Raw genomic sequence first — 18,208 nt, forward strand, 5'->3', positions numbered from 1 at the left:
AGTGTGTATAAGAGACAGGTGCGAGGGGTCGACGGTGCCGGGGGCGTCCAGGTCCGGCGTCGTATCCAGCGCGGTGCTCTGCTTGAGGTCGCGAGCCAGCTGCAGCATCGCGCCGGAGACTCGTCCGTCCGGGCTGTGCAATGCGGCCTGGCCAGCCAGCCGGGTGGCATCCCAGGTGAGGCCGAACTGAGACAGCGTCTGGGCCGCGGAGCTGACGTCGTCGGTGTCGACATGGTTGGCGAGCACCCTTAGCCAGGTGCGGCCTGCGGTCGACAGCGCCTTGGCAAAGGTGCTTTGTGCGGCGGCGGCGGTCAGCGCCTGACCGTGCGGGGCCACCGCTTCGGGGGAATTCACCAGAATCCCGGCGTGCACGCCGGCCCAGTGCAACGGCACTGACCACAACAGCGGGTTGCCGAGTGAGTCCAGGAGCGCGAACGCTTCGTCGAGGGTGTGCTGCAGCCGATCGACTTGCCGCATCCGGGCCGCCGCCACCCACAGCTCACTCAGTGGCAGCAGCGAGTACAGGTCCATCGAATATTCGGCGAGCACCTCCATCGCTGCGTACCAGTGCTTCTGCAGCGCGCCGCTGTCGCCGCTGCGCCGTGCGATCGCCGTCTGCAGCGCCGCTGCCCACAGCGCATCGCGGCGGTGCAACGCGGGCTCGGTGTCCGCGGCCACGGCTGCGACATCGGCGGTCGCGGAGGCCAGGTGACCGTCCAGCATTTTCACCCACCCCAGCAGAAGCCGGTGCCGACGCGCGACGAACGCGGTGTTCTCCGGGCTGTCCTCCAGTGAAGTGCGCACCGCACGGCCGATCACGCTGCGGGCCCGCACCGGATCGCCGCCGTGGAGGGCGGCGAGCGTAACCAGTGCCGCGGGGGTGTCTGGTGTGACACCCGTCGGCTGCTGCTCGGCAATGATCGACTGCCCGAGCCGTGCGACCGCCGACGGGTACGGCACCTCCAGGGACAACAGCATGCCCTCGGCGAGGTTGCGCGCCGCACGCGAGGTCGATGTCGGCGGACCCGCGCTGTCGGCACTGAGCGCGCTGCGCGCTGCGGGCAGATCGCCCACGGCCAGCGACACGATCGCCCCCGCCGCGCTGACGAACGCGTCGGGGTAGGGCCCGAGCCAGCGAAACAGGTCCGCGGCCTGTGCGGAACTACCGTCGTGCACGGCGATACTGGCCGCGATGCGGACCGCGGTCGCGCGTTCGGTTGCGTCCTCGGAGCCAAGCAGTTCGTCGGCAATTCGGCCTGCGGTCGCGCAATCACCGGTCAACGCGAGCGCATCTGCCAGCCGCGAGGTGAGCTGCGTCGCTCCCGCATCCGAGGCTGCACGGTAAAGCCTTGCTGCCCTTGCGGGTTGGCCGTGATTGTCGGACGCGAGACCTGCGAGCGCAGTGGCCAGCCGTTCGTCGCGCAGTCCATGTTCGGCCATTCGCAGAGCGAGATCGGCTGATAGCGTTGAAGATTCGATCTGGGAGACAAGCAGTGCGATCTCAGTGTCGTGATGTCGTCCGGTCCCGATGATCTGAGCGACGCAGCGATGTACGGAACGCAGGAACGTGTGGCTGTGCGAAGGTTCGATCAATCCGCTGGCGCGGGCGCGGTCCACCAGGAACTGGGCGTCTTGCGCGTCGACCCGCAGCGTCGCCGCGACGTCGTCGGGCCCGAGATCGGGGCTCAGCGATGTCACCAGCAGTGTGTCGAGCACGGGCTCGTCCAACCGGCGCAGTCGTTCGATCAGCGTGAAACTGGCCGCCTGAGCAATCGCGGTGGGAAGCGATTCGCCTTCGCGGGAGGTTGCGGCGGTGATTGCGGGCTGCAGCAGGAACGGCAGGCCGGCCGTAGCCACCATCAGCGTGCGCACGAACTCGGGTGTCGGTGCGGCGCCGAGGATTTCGGTGGCAGCGCGCGTGACGTCCGGTGGGCTCAATGCACCGATCGACACCACGGGGTTCTCGCGTTCGATGGCGGTGGCCAATGCGCGCAGAGCCGGCCGGTGTGCGAGGGGTTCGGTCGCCACGACGACCGTGGAGGCGGGATCTGCAACCCGGTCGACAAGCTGCTCGAGTTCACCGTCGTCGAGCAGGTGCGCGTCGTCGATCACCACCGCTGCATCCGGATCGTCGCCGCTACGCGGTGGCCGGGTGAGCACTGCCACCCCCGCCGTCCGCAACGCGGAGCGCACGGCGGCGAGTACGGAACTCTTACCGCTGCCTATGCCGCCGGACACCAGGATCTTGACGGGGCCGCCCGGCGCCGCGGTCAGCGCCGCGACAGCGTCACGGGCGGGCCCTGCGATGTCGGTCGCTGACTCCGGCGCCGGTTTCGGCATGGATCACGAGCCGTCGTCGGGAATCACCACGTCGGGTGTCGTGGTGATAGTCGGCTCATCGGTGGTGGTCGGAGGCTGGGTAGTTGTCGGTTGGGTGGTGGTCGGCGGTGTGGTCGTGGTGGGCGGCGTTGTGGTGGTGGTCGTAGTCGTTGTGGTGGTCGTCGTGGTTGTGGTGGTGGTTGTCGTTGAGGGTGTCGTCGTTGTCGTGGTGGTCGACGACGGGGGAGGCGGCACCACCGTGGTGCTCGGCCGGCCGTCGGACCCTGTGACAGTGATGGTTTCGGATGTGGCGGGTGGACCTGCGGGCGAAGGCCCGGTCTCCACGGTGGTCGCCGTCTCGGTCACCGGACCGCTGGTGCCCGTGCTGCTGGTCAATGTGACCGCGAGGCCGCCGATGGCCAACAGCACGGCGGCCGCCGCAGCCCCGAACAGAATCGTCGGACGCTTGTACCAGGGCAGCGGTCCGGGTTCGGGTGTGAAGCCCTCCTCCTCGTGACTGAACTCCATCGGCGGGCGGGCCGCGCCGGTGGCCGCTGGGTCGAAGGTGTAATCCTCGCCGGTGTAGGGGACGGGCTCGCCGCCGCCTGCGGGTGCGTCGTCCTGGGACCACGCCAGTGCACGGAACGTCGAAGAGTCAGTTGCGTCGGCAGCCACCCCGGCTGCTGCGACTCCCGCCGCGCCTGCGACCCACCCCGCGGTCGGGGCCATCCCCGTCGGGGCGTCTGCGGCGGTGGCCATTCCGGTCGCCGCCTCCGCGCTGTCGGCCAGCACTGCGGCGCCCGCGGCCACGTTCAGCTGTGATTGCGGCGTGGTGACGACAGGAGCGCGCAGCCGCGTCGACAGCTGCTGCGTGACCAGCGGGATGTTCGCGCCGCCGCCGACCGTAGCCACCGCCGAGATGTCCGACAGCGCAATGTTGTTGCGTTGCAACATTTCTTCAACCGTGCCGAGGAGACCGTTCAGCGGTTCGGCGATCAGTTGTTCCAACTCGGTGCGCGTCACGCGGACATCGGAAGAGAAGCCGGGCAATTCGGCGTGGACGGCTGCGGCCGTCTCGGCGGACAACTGCTCCTTGGCGAGCCTGCAGTCGTTGCGCAACCGGGCCAGCGAACCGACGGCCGCCGTGCTCGCGGGGTCGGAGTCGTTGGCTTCCGCGATGCCGGCCACCACATGGTTGAGCAGCGCCTGATCGATCTGGTCACCGGAGAAGTCCGGATATCGGACCGTGTCACCGATCGTGTCGAAGTTCGCGTCCGCGTTGGCCAGCGTCACGCTGGTTCCGCTGCCGCCGAAATCGCAGAGCACCACGACGCCGTTCGGTGGCAATCCCGGTGCCGCCTGCAATGCCGAGAGTGCGGCGACGGAATCGGGGACCAGTGCGGGCACCTGCCCGCCGGGTGCCAGGCTCGGTTTGGCGCGCAGGGCGCCACGCAGCGCACCGACGGTCGCGGCGCTCCAATGCGCGGGCACCGCGATCGCGATGGGTGCACCGCCGCCAACGGTGCGTGCCATCGCGTCGAGGGCTTCAACGAGCACCTGTTCGCCGCGGTGCGGCGAGCCGTCGGCCGCAACCAGCGGCACCGGATCGCCGACGCGCTCGACGAATCCCGCCAGCACCATTCCCGGCTGGCTCAAATTCTGATTTGCCGAAAACGCCGAAAACGCTGAAAACTCGGAGGGAAGGCCGACTTCGGCCGCGCGGTCCTCGAAAAGGGTCAGCACGGAACGTCGCATGACGGGGGGACGGCCCATGCGAGCCGCCACGAGATTGGTCATCCCAATCGACAACCCGAGAGAGTCGCTCATCTTGTCCTCTGCGTTTGGCCGAACCTCACGATAGCGGCTCGATCCCCAGATCCACGGCACATCCCCCTATGCCGCCAAAACCCCTAACGCCGAGCCCCCTAATGCCCGAGTAGTAGAGGTGGGTTTCGCACCGATCTCTGCGGCGGCTGCCGCCGATAGCATCGTGACAAGCCGTTCGGCTTACATATCTCTAGTCACATATATCTCGATAGGGAAGGAGGGTGTTTCATGGCCAATTCGCTGCTGGACTTTGTGATGTCCCTGGTGCGAGATCCCGATGCCGCCGCACGGTTTGCAGAAAATCCGGACCAAGCCATTTTCGACGCCAACCTCACCAACGTGACCAGTGCCGACGTCAGCAATCTGATCCCGGTGGTCACCGAGTCGCTGGGTGGCAATGTCCCCACCGTAGGCGGCGAGGGCATCGTCGACATGGCAGACAATGTCTGGGCCAGTGGCGCCGCGACGGCCGCGTTCGACGCGTTCGGCGATCAAGTGCCAGTTCAGGGCATTGCCGACGGGCACACGGTGATCACCGACTATGTCGATTCGCCGGACGCACTCGCCGACGCGGGCCTGCCGGGTGTGGTCAGTTCCGAGAATGGGGCCCTGCAGTTCGACGAGCCCGTGATCGATGATCTGCCGGTCATCGACCTGCCGGCCCACGGCGATCTGAGCGACACCATCATCGAGGTCGCCGACATGGATTCAGACCCTTCGGGGTACGACTTCTTCTAGGCGTCTTCTCGATGTAGCTACCCATCCCCACTGCGACTGCGCGGCCGGAACCGGCCGCGCAGTTTTCGTTTTCGCTTGGCGAGCGCTACCCCCTAATGACCCCCTAATCCCCTAACCAAGGTGTTGTGCACAGCCCGAGATGCCCCGGCGCAGGGAGGGGCTTCGACCCCGTTTCGACGGGGGTTCCCGCTCCATAACGTGGTCATCAGTTCGCCGGACAGCCCGGTGACCCGCTCCCAGAGACAACACGACCGAAGGACAAAGAAATGACGAACGTAATCGACTGGCTCCTCGACCTCTTCCGTGACCCGGTTCGGGCCCAGGAGTTCATCACAGACCCAGGCCGGTCCATGGCCGCTGCCAACGTCTCCAACGTGACGGCTGCTCAGGTGCAGGCCGTCGCCGCGACAGTGGCGCCCGCCGCACTTGTCCACGGTGGCGGCGATCCCGTCTTCGGACTGCAGCAGGCCGTTGCCCAGACCCACGGCATCGCATTCGCCCCGCAGCGCCAGACCGACCTGCTGTCGAACAACGACACCCGCCTCCTGAGCCCGGAGACCAACAACGCCGTGGGTCCCGACGCTCAGCAGGGTGTCGGCAACTTCGACCTGGAATTCGGTGACATCACTTTCGGTGACAAGACGAGCAACACCGCCACCAATGGCGGTGTGGTCAACACGGGCACCGCAGGCGACATCGACGCCACCAATGTCGAGGGTGACGGAAACGTGGTCGGGGACGACAACGAGAACGTCAGCACCGGCGACATCGAGGACTCCAACGTCAACATCGGCGAAGACAACGACATCGACGACAGCGGCGATCAGACCGCGGGCGGCGACATCATCTCCGACAACGACGGACCGGTCATCAACGACAACGACATGAGCGGCGGCAACGGCGGCGGCGCGGTCGGCGGAGACGGTGGCGGCGGCCTCATCGGTATCGGCAACGACGGCGGCGACGCCGCAGGCGGTGCCGGTGGTTCCGGTGGCGGCATCGTCATCGTCGACAACGACACCACCAGCGTCGGCGGAAACCAGACCACGGTCGACGGCGATGCATCCGGTGGCGTCTCCGGCGGTTTGTCCGCCGTGGACAACTCCGCCCAGGACAACTCGGTCGACAACTCCGTGGACAACTCGGAGGACAACTCGGGCCAGGTCAACACCGCGATCGACGCGTCCATCGACGTCGACAACACGGTCGCCGCCGGTCTGTTCTGACACGACGCAACGACGCCACTGGCGGGGATCGAAATCCGATCCCCGCCAGTTCGCGCATCTACCGTTAGTGCCAAGCCGTTTTGCGGCGCTGCCACCAGAAGGACTCCATGACGCAACCCAACGAGCCGGCCAAACAGGTAAAGGTCATCGTCGAACTGATCGACCACACCAGCAAGATCGCGGATGTGAACCAACGCGGGGATTTGGTCGAGCGTCTGGCCAGGGCCAAGGACCGGATCACCGATCCGCAGATCCGAGTCGTGGTGGCCGGGCAGCTCAAGCAGGGCAAGAGCCAGTTGCTCAACTCACTGTTGAACGTCCCGGTGGCGCGCGTCGGCGACGACGAGAGCACCGTGCTGCCGACCGTGGTGTCCTACAGCGAGAACACGTCGGCCAAGCTCATCGTCGCGCGGCCCGACGGCGCGGAGCCCGAGGTCATCGACATACCAATGGCCGACATCAAGACCGATCTGCGCCGTGCCCCGCAGGCCGGTGGGCGCGAGGTTCTGCGGGTCGAGGTCACCGCGGCGGGTCCGCTTCTCAAGAACGGATTGGCGTTCGTGGACACACCGGGAGTCGGTGGTCACGGTCAGCCGCACCTGTCGGCCACGCTCGGACTGTTACCGGATGCCCACGCGGTATTGATGTGCAGTGACACGAGCCAGGAGTTCACCGAACCCGAAATGACCTTCATGCGGCAGGCATTCGAAATCTGTCCGGTGGCAGCGATCATCGCCACCAAGACCGACCTGTACCCGCACTGGCGCAAGATCGTCGAGGCCAACAAAACCCACCTGGAACGCGCGGGACTCTCGACGCCGATGATCCCCTCGTCGTCCCTGCTGCGCAGTCATGCCATCCAGCTCAACGACAAGGAACTCAACGACGAGTCGAACTTCCCGGCCATCGTCAGGTTCCTCACCGAGCAGGTGCTAACCCGGCAGAACGACCACATCCGCGATCAGGTCGTCGCCGAAATCCGTTCCTCCGCCGAGCATCTGACGCTCGCCGTGAACACTGAACTGGCCGCGCTCAACGACCCGGACGTCCGCGACAGGCTCACCGAGGATCTCGAACGGCGCAAGGAGGAAGCGCAGGAGGCTCTGCAGCAGACCGCGCTGTGGCAACAGGTCCTCAACGACGGAATCGCCGACCTCACCGCCGATATCGACCACGACCTGCGGGGGCGCTTCCGGGTCATCGGCCAGCACATCGAGAAGGAGATCGACTCCTGCGATCCGACCCAGCACTGGGCCGAGATCGGCGCCGAGCTGGAGAGCGCGATCGCCACCGCGGTCGGCGACAACTTCGTCTGGGCATACCAACGGGCCAGGGCGCTGGCCGAGGAGGTGGCCCGTACCTTCATGGAGGCCGGTCTCGACGCGATCAAGATGCCGCAGATCGACGCCCGCGAGATGGGTGCCAGCCTCGGTGAGATCAAGTCGATGGCCAACCTGGAGGCCAAGCCGATAGGCAAGGCGCGCAAGGTCGGGATAGGTATGCAGGGGTCCTACGGTGGCGTGCTCATGTTCGGCATGATGACCTCGCTCGCCGGCCTCGGCATGTTCAATCCGCTGTCCCTCGGTGCGGGTCTGTTGATGGGGCGCAGTGCGTACCGGGAGAACATGGACAACCGCATGGCGCGAGTGCGCAACGAGGCGAAGCTGAACACCCGCAGGTTCATCGACGACGTTTCCTTCGTCGTGAACAAGGAATCGCGCGACCGGCTCAAGGGCATCCAGCGCCAACTGCGCGACCATTACCGCGGTATCGCCAATCAGACGACACGGTCGCTGAACGAATCGCTGCAGGCGACGATCGCCTCGGCGAAACTGGAGGAGAACGAACGTAATACCCGCGTCAAAGAACTCGAGCGTCAGCTCAACATCCTCAAACAGGTGACCGACCACGCGCAGAAGCTGGCGGAGGCGCGCCCGGCGGTCAGCTGACACGCTCTAAGCTGGTCTGTCGATGAGCACGAGTGACCAGGTGCGCGCGATCCTGGGCGGAACCATCCAGGCCTACCGCTCCGACCCCGCCTACGCGCAGCGTCCCGATGTGCACAACGAGTTGGACCGGATCGGCCGCCGACTCAATCAGCCGATCCGCATCGCGCTGGCGGGCACCCTCAAGGCGGGCAAGTCGACTCTGGTGAATGCCCTTGTGGGCGAGGACATTGCGCCCACCGACGCGACCGAGGCCACCCGCATCGTCACCTGGTTTCGGCACGGGCCCACACCCAAGGTGACCGCCAACCATCGGGGCGGTAGGCGGTCCAATGTGCCGATCGGCCGCGACGCCGTCGAGGGTGGTCTCACTTTTGACTTCGCCACCGTCGATCCGGAGGACGTCGTCGACCTGGACGTGGAGTGGCCCGCCTCAGAACTCATCGACACCACGATCATCGACACCCCCGGGACGTCGTCGCTGTCCCGGGACGTTTCTCAACGCACACTGCGGCTGCTGGTGCCCGACGACGGCGTCCCGCGCATCGACGCGGTGGTGTTCTTGCTCCGCACCCTCAATGCCGCCGATATCGCGCTGCTCATGCAGATCGGCGAGCTGGTCGGGGGGTCTGCCGGGGCGCTGGGGGTGATCGGCGTCGCGTCGCGCGCCGACGAGATCGGTGCGGGCCGGATCGACGCGATGTTGTCGGCCAAGGACGTGGCGGCCCGGTTCACCAGCGAGATGGACAAGACCGGAATCTGCCAGGCGGTGGTGCCGGTGTCGGGGCTGCTCGCGCTCACTGCACGCACGCTGAGGCAGAGCGAGTTCGTCGCGTTGGAAAAGCTGGCCGGGGTCGACGCCACAGAGCTGGCCAAGGCGATGCTTTCGGTGGACAGATTCGTCCGCGAGGACAGTTCATTGCCGGTCGACGCCGCCACCCGGGCCGCGTTGCTCGACCGGTTCGGCATGTTCGGGATCAGGATCTCGATCGCCGTGCTGCGCGCGGGAGTCAGCGACTCGGTGGCACTGGCCGACGAACTATTGGAACGCAGCGGGTTGATCGCGTTGCGCGATGTGATCGACCAGCAGTTCGCCCAGCGTTCGGACCTACTCAAAGCGCACACCGCACTGCTCTCGCTGCGACGCTTCGTGGAGAGCAACCCCATCTACGCGAGCCGTCACATCATTGCCGACATCGACCCGCTGCTGGCCGACGCCCACGCGTTCGAGGAGTTGCGGCTCCTCAGTCAATTACGTTCTCGGCCAACAACATTGAACGACGACGAGATGGCATCACTGCGACGCATCATCGGCGGCTCCGGCACCGACGCCGCCAGCAGGCTCGGACTGCAACCCGATGCCCCGTACGACGGCCCCCGCGCTGCGTTCGCGGCCGCTCAGCGCTGGCGCCGACGTTCCGAACACCCGCTCAATGATCCGTTCACGACGCGCGCCTGCCGGGCGGCGGTGCGCAGCGCCGAGGCGCTGGTCGCGGAGTATGCGGCCATGGGCCGCTAGGGAGCGTCCGGTGTCACCGTTTCGGTGACCGTGCTGGTCTCCGTACTCGTACTGATACTGGTGCTGACGCTCGTCGACGGCGGGGTCGTCGTAGTGGTGGTGGTTGTCGTCGGCGGAGTGGTGGTTGTCGTTGTGGTCGTCGCCTCGGTGGTCGTCGGCGTCTCGGTCACCGTCACGGTCTCGGGCGCCGATGTCGTCGTCGGCGCCACCGATCGCGACGTCGTGGTGAGCGGTGTCAACGTGGTCTGCTCGGAGGGTGCGTCATCGCCACCGGTGATGAGCTTGGCCAATCCGAACACGATCAGCGCGATGATCACCACCCCAAGGGCGCCGAGGCCGACGAGCGCGGCAGGTTTGCGAAACCACGGGACCTCATCACCGGGGCCGCTAGGGGGCCCGGGCGGTTCGTCGTATCCGCCGCCGCCGTAGTTGGCGTAGACGGTTGGGTCGTCGTCCGGATGGTTCTGGTCGTCAGGGGGTCCGTATCGCGCCACGGGAACCGATAGTAGGCGCTCAGGGAAAGGGATTGAGCGTGCGCGTCACATTGGTGCGCGGTCGCTGCCGCGTTGTTCTGGTGGTGGGTCCGTCGTCGTCCTCGTCTGTCGCGCGAGTCGTCGTTCGCCGGGTCGAGGACGTCTCGCTGCTACTCGAAGTCGTCGAAGAAGGCGGGTCGATGTCGGTCGTCTCCGGCGGGCTCGTGCTCGTGATCGTCTGTGTGGTGGTGGAGGAGGCGGCTGCCGATTCTGGGTCGGTGGCGGAATACGTGGGCGCGACGAAGTCGAGTGGGGCGGGTTCCGTTTCGCCGAACTGTCGGGCCATTGCCGTCGCCGCGACGATCAGGATGCCGATCACCAGGATCGCGAGAACGCTCACTCCGACCACGGTCGATGTGCGGTTGTGCCAGGGTTGCCCATCGTCATCGTCATAATCCCGCCGGGCCACGGGCAGATAGTAGCGGCGACGTGCTGGTCGGCGCCTGTTCAGCTGAGCTGGGGGATGACCTCTGCGGCGAAGAAGTCCACGTGGTCGAGATCGGACATGTCCAGTACCTGCAGGTAGGCCCGCTGAACGCCGATCTCTCGGTAGGCACCGAGTTTGTCGGCGATCTCCCCGGGTGTTCCCACCAGCGGGGAGTTGCTGCGCAGCTCATCGACCTCGCGACCGATCGCGGCGGCACGACGCGCGATCTCCTGCTCGTCACGGCCGGCGCACACCACGAAGGCCGCGGAGTACGTCAGCGACCCGGGGGATCGTCCCGCGTCGGCCAGCGCCGAGGCCACCCGTTCGAACTGGGTCGCAGTCACCTCCAGAGGCGCGAAAGGAATGTTGAACTCGGCGGCGAACGTCGCGGCCAGCGCCGGTGTGCGCTTGGCGCCCGCGCCTCCGATGATGATCGGCGGATGAGGTGACTGGACCGGTTTGGGCAGGGCGGGCGAGTCCGCGACGGTGTAGTGGCTGCCCGAATAGTCGAACGTCTCGCCGGGCGGTGTCGTCCAGAGCCCTCTGATGATGTCCAGCTGTTCGGTCAACCGGTCGAACCGCTCGCCCAGCGGAGGGAACGGGATGGCATAAGCCTTGTGCTCGGCTTCGAACCAGCCCGCACCAAGGCCCAATTCCACCCGCCCGCCGCTCATCTCGTCGACTTGTGCGACGGCGATCGCGAGTGGTCCTGGATAGCGGAAGGTGGCCGAGGTGACCATCGTGCCCAGCCGGATCGAGGTCGTCTCGCGGGCGATGGCGCCCAGCGTGACCCAGGAGTCGGTGGGCCCGGGCATGCCGTCGCCGCTCATGGCGGTGTAGTGGTCGGAGCGGAAGAACGCCGAGTACCCGGCGGCCTCTGCGGTGCGGGCGACCGCCAATTGGTCGGCGTAGGTGGCGCCCTGCTGGGGTTCGACGAAGACCCGGAAATCCAGTGGTGAATCCACGAACCCCAGCCTAGGCCCGGGCGAGCCCGGCCATGCCGGGGGTGAGTACGTCCGTGAGCGTCGACCACGGCACGGTGATCGACGGCGGCCAGAACAGCAGCGACGATGGGAAGTGGAGTTCGATGCCGTTCGCGGTCGGGATCCAATTCGCGAAGTTCTCCGGCTTCGCCGCGATCCCGTCATAGTTGGTCAAGACCCTGGTCTGCTCAGCCAATCGGGCCAGACCCCGCTGATGATCGGTGAACAGGTCGACGACCTCGATGGGTTTGCCCGAGCGGCTGTCGATGACGACGGTGCCGACATATCGAATGACCTGGGCTCGCATGTCGGCCGACCAGGTGCCCGCGATGACCTGTCCGATCGCGATGTTTCGGAATGTCACCTGCGTCTCGGACTCGAATTCCCACGCGAGGTCCTTCGGGGTGTCGGCGCGGACGCGGTCGATCACCTGGTGAGCCGAGGCCTGGCTGGCGGCGTTGAACACCTCGACGACCGCGGGCTCGCCCCCGGATAACTGACTCGCCTGCAAGCGCCAGTGGCCCAAGCCGTCGGGTGTTACGCCGTCTAGCGAAGTCATCGTCACGGTGTAGGTCTTGCCACCCGAGATTCCGGTTTCCGCCGACGTCGGCGCGGCCAGCGCGACCGTCAACACAAGGACGGCACCGGCGGTCACTGCGCGAATGAGCATGAGACTCAGAAGACTTCGACGCCGGAGATGTTGATGAACATGCCCCGGCCGGTGCCGTCGTTGCTGAACCGGGCGGTTATGCCAGGGCTGCCGGTCGTCGTCGTAATTCTGCCGGGCCACGGGGCAGATAGTAGCGGCGACGTGCTGGTGGGCGTCCCGCTACGGCGTCGTCTTGCGCCGCCGGCCGGACAGGACGAAGAACACAACCGCGCCAATCGCCAGCACTCCGGCGACGGCCGCGATGATGACCAGCGGTTTGACCCCCTCCTTCTCGGCCGGCGCTGCGGCATCATTGCTGGTCAGCTGCACCTGATAGCCCGGCAGCGGACCTTGCGACGGCTTGGCGAGGCCGGGCAGTTGCTGGGTGCTGGTGACCTCGAACAAGCGCTCGCCACCCGCGGTTTTGCTCCACGTTCCCCACGCGGGGGTCTCGTCGTCGAGCAGTACGCGGTGACCACCGATCGACGGATCGTCGCCGAGGTCGGCCAGCGTCTTGACCCGGAACGGCTTCGACGATTTATCGTTGTACTTGAGTTGCACCAGCACGTTCTTGAAGGTCGTGGGCGGCGCGGGCTTTGCGGGCGGCGGCTGGCCGGGTGCCGGCTGGTAACCGCCGCCGGAGAAGCTTCCGGTGGAGACCGTGACAGGCTTGCCCGAGGGGTCCCGGTTCACCGCAGTGAAGCTGTAGACACCGGCGTCCGGGGCGGTGAGCACGCCTCGCTGCATCGGCGGGACCTCGAAGGTACGAACGGCGTTGTCGTAGTAGTAGTACATCTCCAGCGGCGTGCTGTACGGATTGGTGAAGACCGGCTGGTACCAGCTGTCGTAACCGGTCCACGCCGAATTCCATTGCGACACTCCGCTACTCCACGTCGAGGACGTGCTGGTGCTCGTGCTGCTTGACCACGACTCCAGTGACTCCGTGAGGTCGGTGACCTCGGTGTCTGACGCAGCCGTCGCCTCGACGTCCACAGCTTCGGCGCTGTGCGCCTCGTCGAAGGCCTCCTGCGGTGCCTCGGCGACGTCGGGTTCGGGGGTGTCGGCATCGACGGCCGGGTCGGCGACGTCCGAATCGCCCGCGTCGCCTTGATCATCCGGCCCTCCGGTGGAGCCCGATTCGTCGGTACCACCGGCGTCAGGTGCCTCGTCGGCGGGCGGGGGTTCCCCTGCGTCGGGGGCAGGTGCCTCCGGTGCGGAACCGGGCTCGTCGGCGGCAGGCGCCTCCGGCGCGTCGTCGGCCTCGGAATTATCGGCGACCTCCGACGAGTCGCCGCCGTCGTCGTCGTACGGATCTGCCGTGGCGGGCGGGATGGCGCCGAACCACACTGCCGTCGTGACTGCAACCGACGACAAGGCGAGGGCGCTGCGACGGTAGACGGCGGTCCGTGCTTCGTTCATCTGATCCTCCTGTTGAGTGCCGCCTCGGGCGGCATGAAAGTCAATGGCCGCTGAACCGCCGGTCCCCCCGGGCCAGGTTGTGGGGGGACCGGCGGACAGCCGCCTCTCTACGCCACGTCGATGAGTACGCCGAAACCGGAAATGTTGGTCGATGCCGGTCCCGACGTTGACGTGTTCGCGGGCTTGAGCTCGGCGATGATCGTCTCGTAGTCGTCGGTCTGCCACGCCTTCATGAAGGCGTCCAGCGGGACCTTCATGTTCTTCCCCTGCTCGGCGAAGCCGCTGTCGTTGAGGTAGACGACCCTCTCGGTGAAGTCGATGCCGGTGATGACCACCTGATGGTCTGCGGCCGAGACGCCCACCGGCAGCGGTTCGTTGTCGACAGCAGCCCAGACGGTTCCGCCGTGAAGTCCGACGGACACGGCCTTCTTCTCGTCCAGCGCGAACGCCACGGCTCTCAGGGCCAGGTTGCCCTCCGATTTGCCATAAGTCGTGAGGGTGGCCGAAATGCCGTGGCGATCAAGCAGAGCGACGGCATCTTTGACGTCGACGCCGTCTTGGCTCTGCAGGCCCTGGTACATCTTCTGGCCCGGGTTGGCAACGCTGTCGGTGGCCACCGCCTCCGCGACGATCTCGTCTTCGTCTGGCGAGGTTCCCGTGAGCTGGCCGATGACCATCGCCGTCGACATCAAAACGCAGTTCTGGGACGACTGGGCTCGCCAGTGCTGAGCATTCGTTGCCGGGTCGCCGTAAAGGCCTTCGAAAACAGCCGGGGCGGTGAACCAGTCCGACAAGCCTCGAATGAACTCGGTGACTGCGAACGAAATGTAATTGACGAATTCCGTCACTACCACCGCCGCGGTTCTGAAGAGTTCCGAGACCACGAACGTCGTGCTGTCGACGAGGGCCCCCAGTGGGGAGTCCGCGTATTGCGACGCTAGCCGTTCTTGGAGCGCTTCTGTCCGGGCGGACTGCTCTTCATTGAATGTCGCTATCCGCTGGGCTTGCGCCTTGTTGAATGCCGCGGTCCGTTCGGCCGATGTGGGATCCAGCGTCAGGTCGCGGGGTACCAACGATGAGGGCGGTTCCGGTACAGATTCCGCCGCTGCGGTCAGGGCGACGGGCCCCGACTCGTTCGATGGCTCCTCGACGATCAGGGTGTCCGTGGTGTTCTGCGGCATGTCGTCGGTCAATGGGACGGACATCTGCTCGAGATCACGGCGTACCAAATCGAGTGAGCCCAACAGCACCCCGGGCAGGGGTGGCGCGACGGGCCCATCAGTTGACAAATCAACGCCCGAGAGCAGGCCGGACACGATGTCTACCGCCGTCACCGATGGAACCGGATCGACGCTCGTCGGAAGCAAGGGGGCGATGCCCACCGTGCGTGTGTTCGTCTCGGTGACAAGTGCAATGTCAGCGAAGACTGTTGGGCCGGAGTCGGTCACGTGCGCCAAAGATTTGTAGCCGGTGTCGTGACCCGGCCCTGAGGTCGGCTTGATGCTTTGTGACGCGGTATCCGGCAAGTCGGTGTCGTGTCGACCCGATCGAGAGTTCCTCGATTCCCTGTCGGTCGTAATCTCGGACACGATCGGAATAGGGGCCTGCGAGATGTTCTCCGGGACAGTCGGATCGGTCTCGTCACCGTCTGACGTCGTATCCGACGCCGAAATGTCGGGACCGTCGGCCACCGCGCTCGCCGGATCGGCTTCTGAATCCTCGTCGGGCGGAGTGGCCGCCGAGTCATCTGCACCACCAGCCGTTGCGGGCTTGGTACCGGAGGTGGTCGAACCAGAAGACCCGCTAGACCCGGAGGATGAGTTCGACGACTCGGATGAAGACGACTCGGATGAAGACGACTCGGATGAAGACGACTCAGATGAACTTGAGGACGAGTCTGAATCGTTCGGTGCGGCGAAGGCCGCTCCCATCCCTCCGGTGCCGACCAACCCCACTACACCGAGGGAAAACGCCAAGGCTCCGACGCGCGACGCTTGCTTTGATGAATTCACTTATGCTCCGTAAGCTGCTTTTTCGTCGCTGAGAACATCAACTGCTCAACCACACGTACCAAAGGCCGTCGTCGCCCTGACGGCAATCCCAATGCGAGTAGTTGTCGTCGCCCTGCGCGATCTCGATCTGCGGGCCGTCCACCTGACAGGCTTCAAGCGTCGCGTAGTTGCCCTCTACCTGAACCTCGTCCGCCTGAGCCACGCCCAGCCCGAGAGTCAGTAACCCGCCCGCAGCCAGCGCTGCGGCGGCGATGGTTCTCTTCATGCTCATTCCCCTTTTCGAATTGATCCGTTGACCTCGCTTGGCCATCGGCCCAGCGCCGGTGGGTTTGCGGGTCGGCCTAATTTACGCAACCGTCATGTAACCGCCCGTCCGAAAGTGGGCGAGTTCATTTGTTCAGAGGACAGAAGTTCGAAAGTGTTGAGTGAACAGTCGGCGTGTTCACCATCGCGTCGAAAAGAGCCGGCTACCTATCGCAACTCGTCGCGTCACAGGTCATAGACGCTGAGGATGTCGTCTTGGATCGCTCTGGCGACGAGAGCTGCTTTCGTTGGTGCCGGTCTTCCGACCGCCGCATACTTTGCCCGCACCCGTTGCAGGTGGGTAGCCACCGTGGAGGGCTCGATGTACAACTTCTCGGCGACCGAATGCTTGTTCTCGGTTTGAAACCAGGCGATGAGGACTTGTTGTTCTCGTTGGCTCAGACGCGGCCGGACTTTGCGGCCGGCAGTATGCAGCGCTTGTGCCATTCTCGGACCAACGTGTGGGCGGTCACTGTGCGCCGAAGAGATCGCCGCTGCCAGCACGTGTTCTGGTTCGTACCTGGCCACACAACTGACGGCGCCCGCATCCAGTGCGGCCGAGACGACGTCGTCATCGACCAGACAGTTGTAGACAACGACGCGGTGGCCCGCGTCGCATATCTCACGAAGGGCATCTATGTCCGGGCCGCCGCCGTCACAGGGCAGGTCAAACAACACCACCGGCCCAGGGCTTGTGGTCGGGCGTGACTCTGCAAATTCCGCTGGGCTGCGAAAATGGCCGATGATCTCTATGCGTGGGTCGCTATCGCTCAAGCCCACCTCGATGCCGGCGTACACAAGTCGATGGCTGCCAACGATTACCACCGACGTCGACCAATCCCTGTTGGCTGGCGGTGGCATGCCGCGGATCCCCCTACGTCCTGGGGTGCAAAAGTCGCTGCACTCATTTGCTAGCGGTCTCGCACCTTCGTCATCGGGTGCCCCGGGCCGGCTTTGCTGAAACACCTGAATGGATGAGTCCAGACCAAATCAGAACACCTCGACGCCGGAGGTGTTGATGAACATGCCCCGGCCCGTGCCGTCGTTCGTGAACCGGGTGCCGTCGCTTCCTGCCGCGATCGTCCAGCCGAGCGCTCGGTAATTCTGGTAGTTAAGCGTGACGGCGGGGATGTTGCCGAGGTTGCCGACGACCCAGGTCATGCTGCCCTCGGCGGTGATCTTCACCCCGCTGGCGGGCATGCCGTTCACTTCGATTGAGTTGTCGAACTCCGATTCGCATCCCACCTCGGCCTCTGATATCTGGCAGCGCGTCTTACCCGACTTGGTTTCGATGAACACATAGCCGGATTCGTCGGGCGGCAGCGCCGTCGCGCCGGGCTGCTCGCCGGTGGAAGGCGGTGCGGAGGGCGTCGTGCTGGTGGGCGCCGGGGTTCGCGTCGGCCTTGACGTCGGGACGCTCGGTTCGGTCGGCGACGCACTGGACGCGACGGGATCACCCTCGATGCTCTCTGAGCAGCCGGTCGCCAGCAGGATCGCCGACAGCAGAAGCCCAACGGCGAGGCCGACTTTCATGCGGCCAGGCTACGCGTCACAAGCCCCGGCGTGCGGCACGCACGGCCTGGGCGGCCTGCGCGTCGGAGAAGGTGAGCCGGGCCTCGTCGCGGCCCGCGACGAACAGCGTGAGCTCGCCGATGTCGCCGGTGACGATCAGCTCAGGGCCGTTGCCGACCGCGGCCACCGTCTCGCCATCGGGCGTCATCAGCGTCACGTGGGCCGGGACTTTGCCCATGGTCAGCCGAGCCATCATGCCAACGGGCCGTCGCAGCGCGGCGATCGTATCCGGATCGAGTGTCCTTGGCTCCCAATCGGCTTGGGCCCTACGGACGTCTTCGTGGTGGATGAACATCTCATCCATGTTGGCTACCGCATCGAACAGCTTGAACGGTGACAGCAGCGGCGGACCCGACGAGATCTTGTCCACCAGCACATCCCAGTCGGTGGACGAGGCGGTCTGGCGCTGCACCTTTTCCGTGTAACCGGCGAGCAGCGGGATCGCGATGCCGGGTGCGGCGTCGAGCCTGCGTTCCCGGACCACTAGGTGCGCCGCGAGGTCACGGGTGGTCCATCCCTCGCACAGAGTGGGCGAGTCAGGCCCGATTTCGCTCATCGTCGCCACCAGGGCGGCGCGTTCACGCTGGGCTGCAGTCATGCCTCCGACACTAGGGCAAATGCGCCCGGTCAGATATCGACCGGCCCGGGCGGGAACAAACCGCGGCCACCTGCCGTTGACCCATTCGATAGTTGAGCGCATACGACTCAAGTTCAGGTTGACAGGATAGGGTCGGC

17 protein-coding genes are annotated in these 18,208 nt (G+C 65.8%); 5 read left to right on the forward strand and 12 right to left on the reverse strand.

The window, feature by feature from the left end; genetic code table 11:
- The coding region (gene iniR, locus CSQ99_RS13070) for an isoniazid response ATPase/transcriptional regulator IniR (protein WP_141562662.1) at positions 1 to 2,340 on the reverse strand (2,340 nt) is incomplete at its 3' end.
- Positions 2,341 to 2,343: 3 nt separating this feature from the next.
- Positions 2,344 to 4,146 (reverse strand): Hsp70 family protein, encoded by a 1,803-nt coding sequence (locus CSQ99_RS13075; RefSeq protein WP_176561008.1) that lies wholly within the window; start codon positions 4,144 to 4,146, stop codon positions 2,344 to 2,346.
- Positions 4,147 to 4,374: 228 nt separating this feature from the next.
- Here CSQ99_RS13075 and CSQ99_RS13080 point away from each other — a divergent pair, with 228 nt between their 5' ends.
- The 4 genes from CSQ99_RS13080 to CSQ99_RS13095 all read left to right on the forward strand — a co-directional run bounded on the left by CSQ99_RS13080 (position 4,375) and on the right by CSQ99_RS13095 (position 9,575).
- Positions 4,375 to 4,884, forward strand: coding sequence for an Rv0340 family IniB-related protein (locus CSQ99_RS13080; RefSeq protein ID WP_099039475.1), 510 nt, complete (start codon positions 4,375 to 4,377; stop codon positions 4,882 to 4,884).
- Positions 4,885 to 5,150: 266 nt separating this feature from the next.
- Positions 5,151 to 6,110: an IniB N-terminal domain-containing protein gene (locus tag CSQ99_RS13085; protein WP_099039476.1), complete on the forward strand. Its 960-nt coding sequence runs from the start codon at positions 5,151 to 5,153 to the stop codon at positions 6,108 to 6,110.
- Positions 6,111 to 6,217: 107 nt separating this feature from the next.
- Positions 6,218 to 8,059 carry a dynamin-like GTPase family protein gene (locus tag CSQ99_RS13090; protein ID WP_099039477.1) on the forward strand — a complete coding sequence of 614 codons (1,842 nt, stop codon included), beginning with the start codon at positions 6,218 to 6,220 and terminating at the stop codon, positions 8,057 to 8,059.
- A 22-nt stretch (positions 8,060 to 8,081) separates the two neighbouring features.
- Positions 8,082 to 9,575 (forward strand): dynamin-like GTPase family protein, encoded by a 1,494-nt coding sequence (locus CSQ99_RS13095; RefSeq protein WP_099039478.1) that lies wholly within the window; start codon positions 8,082 to 8,084, stop codon positions 9,573 to 9,575.
- Here CSQ99_RS13095 and CSQ99_RS13100 read toward each other — a convergent pair.
- The 6 genes from CSQ99_RS13100 to CSQ99_RS13130 form a co-directional block, all read right to left on the reverse strand.
- Positions 9,572 to 10,069 carry a hypothetical protein gene (locus tag CSQ99_RS13100; protein WP_099039479.1) on the reverse strand — a complete coding sequence of 166 codons (498 nt, stop codon included), beginning with the start codon at positions 10,067 to 10,069 and terminating at the stop codon, positions 9,572 to 9,574. The two genes, CSQ99_RS13095 and CSQ99_RS13100, sit on opposite strands and share 4 nt — an antisense overlap.
- Positions 10,070 to 10,088: 19 nt before the next feature.
- Positions 10,089 to 10,523, reverse strand: a complete 435-nt coding sequence (locus CSQ99_RS13105; protein ID WP_176561018.1) for a hypothetical protein — start codon at positions 10,521 to 10,523, stop codon at positions 10,089 to 10,091.
- Between the two features lie 32 nt (positions 10,524 to 10,555).
- On the reverse strand, positions 10,556 to 11,500 hold the full coding sequence (locus CSQ99_RS13110; protein ID WP_245908888.1) for an LLM class F420-dependent oxidoreductase: 945 nt from the start codon (positions 11,498 to 11,500) through the stop codon (positions 10,556 to 10,558).
- Positions 11,501 to 11,510: 10 nt separating this feature from the next.
- Positions 11,511 to 12,188 carry a DUF3298 domain-containing protein gene (locus CSQ99_RS13115; protein WP_245908889.1) on the reverse strand — a complete coding sequence of 226 codons (678 nt, stop codon included), beginning with the start codon at positions 12,186 to 12,188 and terminating at the stop codon, positions 11,511 to 11,513.
- A gap of 159 nt (positions 12,189 to 12,347) precedes the next feature.
- A complete protein-coding gene (locus CSQ99_RS13120; protein WP_176561009.1) occupies positions 12,348 to 13,586 on the reverse strand; it encodes a hypothetical protein in 1,239 nt (412 codons plus the stop codon).
- A 107-nt stretch (positions 13,587 to 13,693) separates the two neighbouring features.
- Positions 13,694 to 15,277 (reverse strand): C39 family peptidase, encoded by a 1,584-nt coding sequence (locus tag CSQ99_RS13130; RefSeq protein WP_099039482.1) that lies wholly within the window; start codon positions 15,275 to 15,277, stop codon positions 13,694 to 13,696.
- A 91-nt stretch (positions 15,278 to 15,368) separates the two neighbouring features.
- On the opposite strand from CSQ99_RS13130, the gene CSQ99_RS31160 reads away from it, so the two are divergent.
- The gene (locus tag CSQ99_RS31160) at positions 15,369 to 15,611 is read left to right on the forward strand and encodes a hypothetical protein (RefSeq protein ID WP_141562663.1); all 243 of its coding nucleotides are present in this window, start codon (positions 15,369 to 15,371) and stop codon (positions 15,609 to 15,611) included.
- A gap of 24 nt (positions 15,612 to 15,635) precedes the next feature.
- Here CSQ99_RS31160 and CSQ99_RS13140 read toward each other — a convergent pair whose 3' ends face one another.
- The 4 genes from CSQ99_RS13140 to CSQ99_RS13155 form a co-directional block, all read right to left on the reverse strand.
- The gene (locus tag CSQ99_RS13140) at positions 15,636 to 15,863 is read right to left on the reverse strand and encodes a hypothetical protein (RefSeq protein WP_099039576.1); all 228 of its coding nucleotides are present in this window, start codon (positions 15,861 to 15,863) and stop codon (positions 15,636 to 15,638) included.
- A 224-nt stretch (positions 15,864 to 16,087) separates the two neighbouring features.
- Positions 16,088 to 16,762 carry a LuxR C-terminal-related transcriptional regulator gene (locus CSQ99_RS13145; protein ID WP_099039484.1) on the reverse strand — a complete coding sequence of 225 codons (675 nt, stop codon included), beginning with the start codon at positions 16,760 to 16,762 and terminating at the stop codon, positions 16,088 to 16,090.
- Positions 16,763 to 16,891: 129 nt separating this feature from the next.
- Entirely contained in the window at positions 16,892 to 17,434 is a 543-nt protein-coding gene (locus CSQ99_RS13150; RefSeq protein WP_099039485.1) for a superantigen-like protein SSL4, read from the reverse strand.
- 16 nt (positions 17,435 to 17,450) lie between these two features.
- Entirely contained in the window at positions 17,451 to 18,071 is a 621-nt protein-coding gene (locus CSQ99_RS13155; RefSeq protein ID WP_099039486.1) for a TIGR03085 family metal-binding protein, read from the reverse strand.
- Between the last annotated feature and the right edge of the window lie 137 nt (positions 18,072 to 18,208).

Origin of the sequence: Mycobacterium neglectum, from assembly GCF_002591975.1 — a bacterium.
Lineage (GTDB): Bacteria > Actinomycetota > Actinomycetes > Mycobacteriales > Mycobacteriaceae > Mycobacterium > Mycobacterium neglectum.